Source organism: Streptomyces sp. NPDC058964 (assembly GCF_042741275.1).
Lineage (GTDB): Bacteria > Actinomycetota > Actinomycetes > Streptomycetales > Streptomycetaceae > Streptomyces.
In genome coordinates, this window is the sequence record NZ_JBHYKH010000375.1 from 1 (window position 1) to 8,948 (window position 8,948).

The 8,948-nt window shown below is 70.2% G+C and carries 5 protein-coding genes; 4 read left to right on the forward strand and 1 reads right to left on the reverse strand.

Features of this window, described 5'->3' with window-relative positions:
- Positions 1–146 precede the first annotated feature (146 nt).
- Positions 147–590: a 1,2-phenylacetyl-CoA epoxidase subunit PaaD gene (gene paaD / locus ACFW2E_RS33595; protein ID WP_384471720.1), complete on the forward strand. Its 444-nt coding sequence runs from the start codon at positions 147–149 to the stop codon at positions 588–590.
- Positions 590–1,723 (forward strand): 1,2-phenylacetyl-CoA epoxidase subunit PaaE, encoded by a 1,134-nt coding sequence (gene paaE, locus ACFW2E_RS33600; RefSeq protein WP_384471708.1) that lies wholly within the window; start codon positions 590–592, stop codon positions 1,721–1,723. Before paaD ends, paaE begins: the two co-directional genes overlap by 1 nt.
- Before the next feature lie 868 nt (positions 1,724–2,591).
- Here paaE and ACFW2E_RS33605 read toward each other — a convergent pair.
- Complete coding sequence (locus ACFW2E_RS33605; protein WP_384471711.1) at positions 2,592–5,963, reverse strand: S8 family peptidase; 3,372 nt, start codon at positions 5,961–5,963, stop codon at positions 2,592–2,594.
- A gap of 630 nt (positions 5,964–6,593) precedes the next feature.
- Here ACFW2E_RS33605 and ACFW2E_RS33610 point away from each other — a divergent pair.
- Together ACFW2E_RS33610 and ACFW2E_RS33615 are read left to right on the forward strand one after the other, a co-directional pair.
- The gene (locus ACFW2E_RS33610; protein ID WP_384471714.1) at positions 6,594–7,529 is read left to right on the forward strand and encodes an ArsR/SmtB family transcription factor; all 936 of its coding nucleotides are present in this window, start codon (positions 6,594–6,596) and stop codon (positions 7,527–7,529) included.
- A gap of 994 nt (positions 7,530–8,523) precedes the next feature.
- The coding region (locus ACFW2E_RS33615; protein ID WP_384471717.1) for a zinc ribbon domain-containing protein at positions 8,524–8,948 on the forward strand (425 nt) is incomplete at its 3' end.

An 8,948-nucleotide genomic window follows, 5' to 3' on the forward strand; every position in this document is an offset into this window, starting at 1 on the left:
CGCCCCCCGGTGCGGGCGGAGCGCCAGCGCGTGGCCCGCGCCCACCCGGAGCCGACAGGGTGACCGTCCTCACCGACACCGACACCACCGCCGACGCCGGGCGCGCCCGGCGCGTCGCCGAACAGGTGCCCGACCCGGAGCTGCCCATGCTCACCCTCGCCGACCTCGGTGTCCTGCGCGAGGTGACGATGACCCCCGAGGGCACGGTCGTCGCCGACCTCACGCCGACCTACACCGGCTGCCCGGCCATGTCGGAGATGCGGGCGGGGGTGGCCGCGCGCCTGAAGGACGCCGGCTACCGGCACGTGGAGGTGCGCACGGTCCTGGACCCGCCGTGGACCACCGACTGGATCACCCCGGAGGGCCGCCGCAAGCTCGCCGAACACGGCATCGCTCCCCCGGGACCAGCCCCGCGCCCCGCCCCGGGGCCCGTGCCGCTGGTCCTGTCCGCCACCCGGCACGTGGTGCCGTGCCCGCGCTGCGGCGCGACGGACACGGAGGAGACCTCCCGTTTCGGCGCCACGTCCTGCAAGGCACTGTGGCGCTGCCGCGCCTGCCGCGAACCGTTCGAGTACGTCAAGGAGATCTGATGGAGGACCTGTTGGCCCCCACCGGCGCGGCCCCCACCGACCCGGCTCCCGCGACGGTGCGGCGCACGCGCCGCCGTCCGGCCTTCCACACCCTGCGGGTGGCGGCGGTGGAGCGGCTGTGCGAGGACGCGGTCGCGGTGAGCTTCGACATCCCCGACGAGCTGAGGCAGGAGTTCGCCTTCGAGCCCGGCCAGTCGCTCACGCTCCGCCGTCAGGTGGACGGACGGGACGAGCGGCGCTCGTACTCGATCTGCTCCCCGGTGGGTTCCCGGCCCCGGATCGGCGTGCGGGTGGTCCCCGGCGGCCTGTTCTCCTCCTGGCTGGTGAACGAGGTCGAGCCGGGTGACACCGTCGAGGTGATGGGCCCGGTCGGCGCCTTCACCCCCGACCTGACCACGCCGGGACACCACGTGCTCGTCGCGGCCGGCTCGGGCATCACGCCGATGCGCTCCATCGCCGAGTCTGTCCTCGCCGCCGACGACCGCTCCCGGGTCACCCTCTTCTACGGCAACCGCCGCACCGACTCCGTGATGTTCGCCGACGAACTGGCCGACCTGAAGGACCTGTACCCCGCCCGATTCCAGCTCGCGCACGTGCTGTCCCGCGAACCGCGCGAGGCCGAGCTGCTGACCGGCCGCCTGGACGCCGACCGGCTCGCCGCGCTCATCGACGGCCTGGTCGACATCTCCGACGCCGACCACTGGTGGCTGTGCGGCCCGCACGGCATGGTCCTCGATGCCCAGCGGGTGCTGGCCGGTCTCGGTGTGCCGGACGAGCGGATCCACCAGGAGCTGTTCTTCGCGGGCGACGAGCCCGTGGCGACCGTACGCCACGAGGAGCCCCGCGCCGACGGACCGGTCAGCCAGGTCACCGTCGTCCTGGACGGCCGCTCCACCACGTCCGCGCTCTCCCGTGAGGTCGCCATCCTCGACTCCGCGGCCCGGATCCGACCGGACCTGCCCTTCGCCTGCAAGGGCGGCGTGTGCGGCACCTGCCGTGCCCACATCACCGAGGGCAAGGCCGACATGCGCCGCAACTACGCGCTGGAGCCGGCCGAGGTGGACGCGGGGTACGTGCTGACCTGCCAGACCTACCCCGTCTCCGACACCCTGACCGTCGACTTCGACAGCTGAGCGGAATTCGCTGTGCCCTCGTCTCGACGGTGCCGGGGGCGTCGGCGCACGGCACCGTCGAGGGAGCGATACCGAAGGACGCCGGGAGACACGGAGAGCAGCGAAAACACCCGCCGCGGCCGAGAGCCGTGAGCGGGTGTCGATGTCCCCCGTCCAAGAACGAGACAGTCCGCCGACGAAAGGCGGGGGCGGTGCGGGCGTCCCCGTTGCCGGCCGTTCGGGATGCCGGGAGACGGCCTCGGCGACTCACCTCCGGACGCAGAGCTCGGTCTTCGTGTGGTTGTGGTCGTCGCGGTGCCGCATCCAACTCCCACCGGCCCCATCAGGGCGTCGCCAACGCCCGCCCGCTGCACGCCTTGCCGATGCCGATCACCGATCCCCAGCAGATCACCCACCTGGACATACAACGACGCCAACGACTCGGCGGCCTCCTCCACGCGTACCAACATGCCGCCTGAGCAGGGCAGATGAGGTTTCCGGCAAGCGCAGCGGCGCCGCGGGGGAAGCGCTGCACCCAACGGCCGGCGTGGCGGCGCTCTCGACCCTCCGGGCGCATTCCGCCCGGCCGGAACTCACGTCCTCATAGTCGGGGCGCCCCGGGGAATCTCACCCCCGGGCTCCCACGGAACCGTACGTGACCCCGTGTTTGTCCATGGGTCCTCGCGGCCGGAACTTGGACCCGAGGAGCGTGAACTCTCGCACGGACCACGCCGGGTGAGGCGTAAGGAGAAGGGCCCCTGGAATCCGCCGTGTGGCAGGGGCCCTGCGGTCGACTCGGGGTGTCCTTCGGGCGTCGACCGCCCCCGTGGCTCGCGCGTCCCGGTCCTGCAGGGAGGCATTGCGGGCATCGGGGTCCGGGAGGTCACACCTACTTCGTCAGGTAGGCGTTGACGATGGTCTCGCTGACCGTGTTGCCCTGCCGGTCGACGGCCTCGGTCCTGAACGAGACACTGCCGCCCGCCTCGGGGTTGGTGACCTGCACCCGGCCGTCGCGCACGGTCACCGTCTCCCAGTCGGCGCCCTTGTCGTAGGAGACCCACACCTTCAGGGACTTCAGGTTCCTGCCCGCTGCGGCCCCCTTCACGGTGACCGGGACCTGTACCCTCGCCCGCGCCTTGCCGGTGCTTTCGAGGGACAGCTCGGGAGTGAAGCGAACGACCGATATGGGCAGGTCGGTGGCCTGCGGGGCGTACTCGGAGGAGAACGTCCAGTCCGCGTTCAGGCTGCTGGAGACGTCGGCCTCGGTGCTGCGCTCGACCGAGACGCTCAGACGGTAGTCGGCTCGCTCGCCGTTGTCCGCGGCATAGAAGAAGTCCATCGGGTTGGGGCTCCAGCGCACCAGTTCGCCGTTGCGGTAGAGACTGGTGCTCGCGCTGTCCACCCGCGTCTGATTCCTGCTGGCGTTGCCGGCCCTGTCCGAGAACAGAGGCAGGCTCCCTCCCATCACGTTGCCGCTCCGGGTCAGCCCGGCGCCTTCCGGCAGGTCGGGTCCGAAGACACCTACGTTCAGCACGCGGCGGTAGGAGTGACCCGGCTTGAAGATGGCGCTGGGCGCGTCGTAGACGGTGTCGCCCCGGCCGTCGGCTCCCTTCTGGTGCAAAGTCAGCCACCGCGTGTTGTCCTGCGACAGCAGGTGCAGGGTGATGGTGGAGGGGAGGGAACGCTCGACGGTCGAGCCGCCACCGCCCACCGTGCCCAGCGAGAGGAAACCGGTCTTGTTCTTTCCGGGCGCGCCCAATTCCGTCCGGACGTCGGCGAAGTCACCGGAACGGGGGTGGGCGGAGAATCCGCTGACGTATCGGTCGCCCTTCGGCTGATACGCCACGTCGTAGTCGTCGTGTCCCTGGGCGCCGGTGGAGAAGGTGGCCTCGATGCGCTGGTTCAACGTGTCCCCGGAAGCCACGCCGGGGCCGACGTGCGCGGTGCGCAGCTCCTTGCCGGGGTCGAAGAAGGCAAGGAACGACGGGCCCAGCCAGTCCGTCTGGTCGACGCCTGCGCGGACGTAGCCGAAGGTCTGCCGAGCGGCCCGGTCCGGCACGGTGACCTCGACGGGCTTGGTGGTGCGCGCGTCCAGCGTCACCGTGGTGTCCTTGGTGACGTCGAGGTTGGGCTGGTTGAACCAGTCCTCCCCCTGGCCGTACGAACCGGTCGGATCCACACGGAGCGATGCGTTGAGGAAGTACCGGCCCTTGGGAACGCGCACCGAGTACGTGTCTCCGGCCAGGTACGAGGCGGCTCCCTTGAGGGGACCGGACAGGCCGGCCAGAGTGGCGTCCCAGGAGGCGGCGGGGACGGGATTGCCCTCACGATCCAGGGGCTTCACCGTGACGGTGTACATCTCCGACTCGCGCTCCACGGCCAGCGTGGTGCCGACGGTCTGCCCGTCACCGGAGGCGGTGATGCGCCCGGTGAAGCGGCCCGCGGTGTCGCCGCCGAGCCGGGTGTCGGCGGAGACCTTCACGGTCGCCTCGCCGTGCGCGGGAACGGTGACCTGGTCGTCGGCGGTGAACATCCCGCTGGGCGCGGCGCTTCCGTCGGGCGCGGTGCCGTCCGCGGTCAGCTTCAGGGTGACCGGGGTGTCACCCACGTTGCGGTACGTGAGGTCCTTGGTGATCGGCTGGTCGTCGGTGTGCGGCCACTGGGCGAGACCGAAGGAGAGCGAGGTCTCCCGGGTGAAGACGGTCTGCTTGATGGCCTTGCGCAGGTCGACCCGGCCGGAGCCCTGCTGGTCCGCCGCGTACGCGCCGGGCGTGGTCGACGCGACCAGCGCCTGCTTGATCTCGTCGCCGGTCCAGTCGGGGTGCTGCTCGGCGAGGATGGCGGCGGCGCCCGAGACGTGCGGGGTCGCCATGGAGGTGCCGCTGAGGGAGATGTAGCCGTCCGCGACCGCGGGAGCGACCCTGGCCATGTAGCTGTCGTGCGCGGCCGCGGCCCCGATGTTCACACCGGGCGCCGTGAGGTCGGGCTTGATCGCGCCGTCACCCACGCGCGGGCCGGTGCTTGAGAACGGGGCCAGGACGTCCTGCTTGTCGACCGCGCCGACGGTGAGCGCGGCGTCGGCGCTGCCGGGCGTGCTGATCGTTCCGGCTCCCTGCTCGCCGTTGTTGCCGGCCGCCACGACGAAGAGGGTCTTGCTCTCGGCCGACAGCCTGTTGACCGCCTCCTCCATCGGGTCGGTCTCCGGGGAGTCGTAGGCGCCCAGACTGAGGTTGGCGACGTCCGCCTTCTCGGCCGCGGCCCACTCCATGCCCGCGATGATCCCGGACATGCCACCCTGGCCGGTGTCGTTGAGCACCTTGCCGTCGAGGAGTTGGGCGCCCGGTGCCACACCCTTGTACTTGCCGTCTGACTTGGCGCCGGTGCCCGCCGCGATGGACGCGACATGCGTGCCGTGGCCGAACAGGTCGTCCGTGGTCGGCGAATTGGAGAAGTTGTGCTCCTCGACGACCTTCCCGGCCAGGTCGGGGTGGGTGGTGTCGATGCCGGTGTCCAGCACGGCGATACGTGTGCCGGTGCCGTCGTAACCGGCCGCCCAGGCCTCGGGGCCGCCGATCTGCGGCACGCTCTTGTCCAGCGAGGCCTGGACGACGGCGTCGAGCCACACCGACGCGATGCCGGACGCTGCCGTGCGGCTGGTGGTGTGGGCGCTTCCGTCGGTGAGGGCGGACCACAGGTTGGAAGTGCCGTTCGCAGGAGCGCTGATGGCGTCGGCGTTAATGCTGGTCAGCGTGTGCTGTACGGCGGTGCCGGCAGTGGAGCGCAGCGCCGTCCTGGCCGTCGGGTGTGCCCCCTTGTACATGACGATGAGCCGCAGGTCCTGGCGCTGGGCGTAGGCGGGCGTGCTCTGCGTGGTCATGTCGAACAGCTGCCGGTCCAGGTGACCGCTCTCGACCAGTTTCCGCGCGTCGTCAGGTATGGCGTAGGTGTGGCCGCCGACGGTCTCGACCTGGATGTGTATGTTCTCCCGGCCCTTGGCGCAACGCACCGAGAGGACGTCGCCCTTGCCGTTGACCAGGATGCTGTCGCCGGTGATCAGCGGGATCCACCGCTGCACGGCGGCGGGCCGGGAGCCGTTGGTGTCCGGGGTGGAGGTAAGAGGCGATCTGGGGTGTGATGCCGGGGGCGGCGCCGTACTGGTGGAGCCTGCGAGCGCCTGGGACGCCGGCGCAGTGGCCGCCACCAGCAGCATGCTGAGCCCCACGGCCGCGCCGAACGCAGGTCTCTTGGACGTGGACTTCACGGGATCCTCTCGTTGAACGAGTCTTTCCACATGCCTGTGGGCATGAGGAGAGGATGTTCAAGCAGCTTTTCGCTGCGCTTTTTCTCCTTGAACGGCCTTCGACCGCACGTGATCACATTCCGTGAAGCCCGCACGGCCGGTGGCCTGTCGCCCGACAGAACCAGCCAGTTGGTTGCCGAAAGCTGTCGAAGCCGCTTCGTCGGCGGCCCCAGCGCCCACGACGTGGATCGCCGCACGGCCCCACCTGGTTCGCGTGCCCGTGTCCGGCGGTGGTGGCATACGGGGGCGGGGGTGGGACTAACTCGTCAACGGCCGCTGCCGTTCGGGTGATGAGGTGTTCGGCCGTCCACGCAAGCACCCCCCTCTCGAAACGACGGGAACATGTCGAGGGTGTGTGCGTGCCGCGTCGGGCCTGGGGCATCACACCGTGCCTTCACATGCACCCGTTCGGGCCATTTACCATGTCGGCTGGCTGGTGGGCCCAGTCTCGCCTTTGATCGATTCGATCTCGATGTGATTCGGCCTGGCCCGAAGAACGACATTCCGGAAGGACCACTCCAGGCTGTCATGGTCTACCGCATACACTTCACGGTTCAGGATCTGGCCCGGACACGTGTAGCCGAAGCGCCGATGCCGCTGCACGAGCTGGAACTTGCGGCGCGAGCCCTGCAGAGCCGCAGCCAGCCCGCCAGGCTCGATGCCTGGCGCCACCGTGCTCGCGCGCAGCTGTCCGCCCGGGCCCGCATGGCTCTGGCCCTCCTGCCTGCTGTGGGATGTTCGCCAGACTTCCTCAGCCCGGCCAGAGCGGGCGGTGTCGAAGAGCTTCTGGAACAGGTGCGCAGCACGCCTCGCGAACACATCAGGACGAACCTGCTGGAGACGGCGCGGCGTCGTCCTTCGCTGCCCGCGTGGACCCGTCGCCTGGCGGACGATGTCTCTTTGTTCGCCGAGCTCTGCACGGGGCTCGGCGATCTCCACACATCCCTGCTCGCTCCGCACTTGGCCCGCTTCACCGCATACCTGCAGGCCGATCGGGCGCTGCGCCTGCAGCAACTGCTCGCCGGCGGTGTCGAGCAGCTGCTGACCCAGGCCAACCCGCAGTGGATGCGGTGGAACCCGCCGGTTCTGGAAGTCCGGATGGCCAACGGAGCCGATCGGGATCTTCACTTGGACGGGGAGGGCTTCCTGCTCATCCCGTCGATGTTCTGCACGCGCGCCATCGTCACCGACGGCCCGCCCGTCTCCGTGAGCTACCCCGCCTGCCAGGACGGTCGCCCCGGTGAGCTCACCATCCCTGCGTCCGTGCCCGGCCAGGCGCGCCCCATCGGTGCGTCGACGCTTCTGGGCCGCACGCGCACCACGGTGCTCACCACCATCGCAGAGCACCAAGGGTGTTCGACCAAGGAACTGGCCGCTCGTGCAGGGATCGCCCCCGCGAGCGCCAGCGAACACGCCACCGTTCTTCGCGAGGCCGGACTGATCCGCTCCCTGCGCCACCGGAACTCCATGCTGCACAGCCTCACCCCCCTCGGTCTGGCCCTCCTCAACACCTCGGAGGAGGGCTGAGAAGCCACGTGGGCGGCCGGCGGCGTGACCACAAGGGTTCACCGTGTCCCGGCCCTGTACGACATCGCTGTTCGGCCGACCGCCGTACGTGTCCGGCTTCCAGCGCACCTCGACGGGATGCACCTCGGTGTCCGCGCCACCAGCCTGACAGATCGCCGCAGACAACTGCGGCGGCGCACCCGGAACCGCCGCACCGATGTGGTTGCCCAGCCTTTGCGGCCAACCGCCTTGCTGCGCAGCCGCGTTCCCAAACGGATCAGTCGTCACCTGGTACAGGGCGCCACTGGAGTACGACGCCGCAGCCGCAACCACCGTTCGTGCGGTGAACGACGGCGGTGAACGACGCCTGGCTCACCGCGCCATCAGCAGGGGGTGAAAAACCCTCGGGCTTGGGGCCCGCTGCGTGCAATACGCGCTGGTTTCGCTTCAGCAGAGCCACCTGCGCAGGGGTGGCCGGCCTGCTCTTCGCCGTCGGCGGCGCATGCGACTTGGCCGACTTCGCCCGGCCTTTGGTCTGTGCCTGCCGCTCCTCCAGCGACACAGCGCTCTGGTGAGTTGCGGGCTGCGGGCTGCGGGCTGCGGGCTGCGGGCCACGGTAGGCACAGTCGTCGCCATTGCCTGCGTCACCGGTGCTCAGTCTGGTCAACCAGCGGCCACCGGCGACAACGGACAGCACCAACGCGACGACCACGATACGCAGACGCGCAGAAGTTACCGAGACGGAGTCGACAACAGGGGCGCTGGTCGCCCCCAGCAGTATCGGCAGCTCCCGTACACCCACCGTCTCGCGGACATCGGCGGTGACGACAACGGGCGGGCAGGCGGTGTCCAGGCGGCGGGCGGAGATCTCCCTACGCCGACGACGTCACCCTCGGCCACCGCACCAGCATGACCCACAGCCCCGCCGAGGAGTGGATCCGCTCCAACCAACCCGCCCACGAAGCGATCACCAGCCTGAGCCGGTCCGACACCGGCCAGACCCTCCGCAGACAGCGTGCCCGCAACCAGGAACGGCAGGAACGAGCCGGAAAGCAAGGCGGACGCCCCCGCCCTGCGCGGGCGGGCCCGATGCAGCCTGTGCGGGCGCAGGATGCAGCCCGCCACCATCCGCAATCGCGTCCACTACCGCTGCGAATTCCAGGACCGGGAACAAGCCCTCTACCCCGATCTCACCCACCCGCGCACCGTCACTCTGCGCGAAGAGATCGCCTGCCGGACCCTGGACCAGTGGATCGCCCGGGCCTTCGCCCCCAGGCGGCTCACCGCCACCATCGATGCGATCGCCCCATGCAAGCGCCGCGGCAAGCACCGCAGAGACTCACGCACCCGAGCAGGCCCAGGCACGCCGAGCGATCAGGGACTGCGCGCGACGACTCGCCCGCTACCGGGCAGCCCTCGAAGCCGGAGCCGACCCCACCC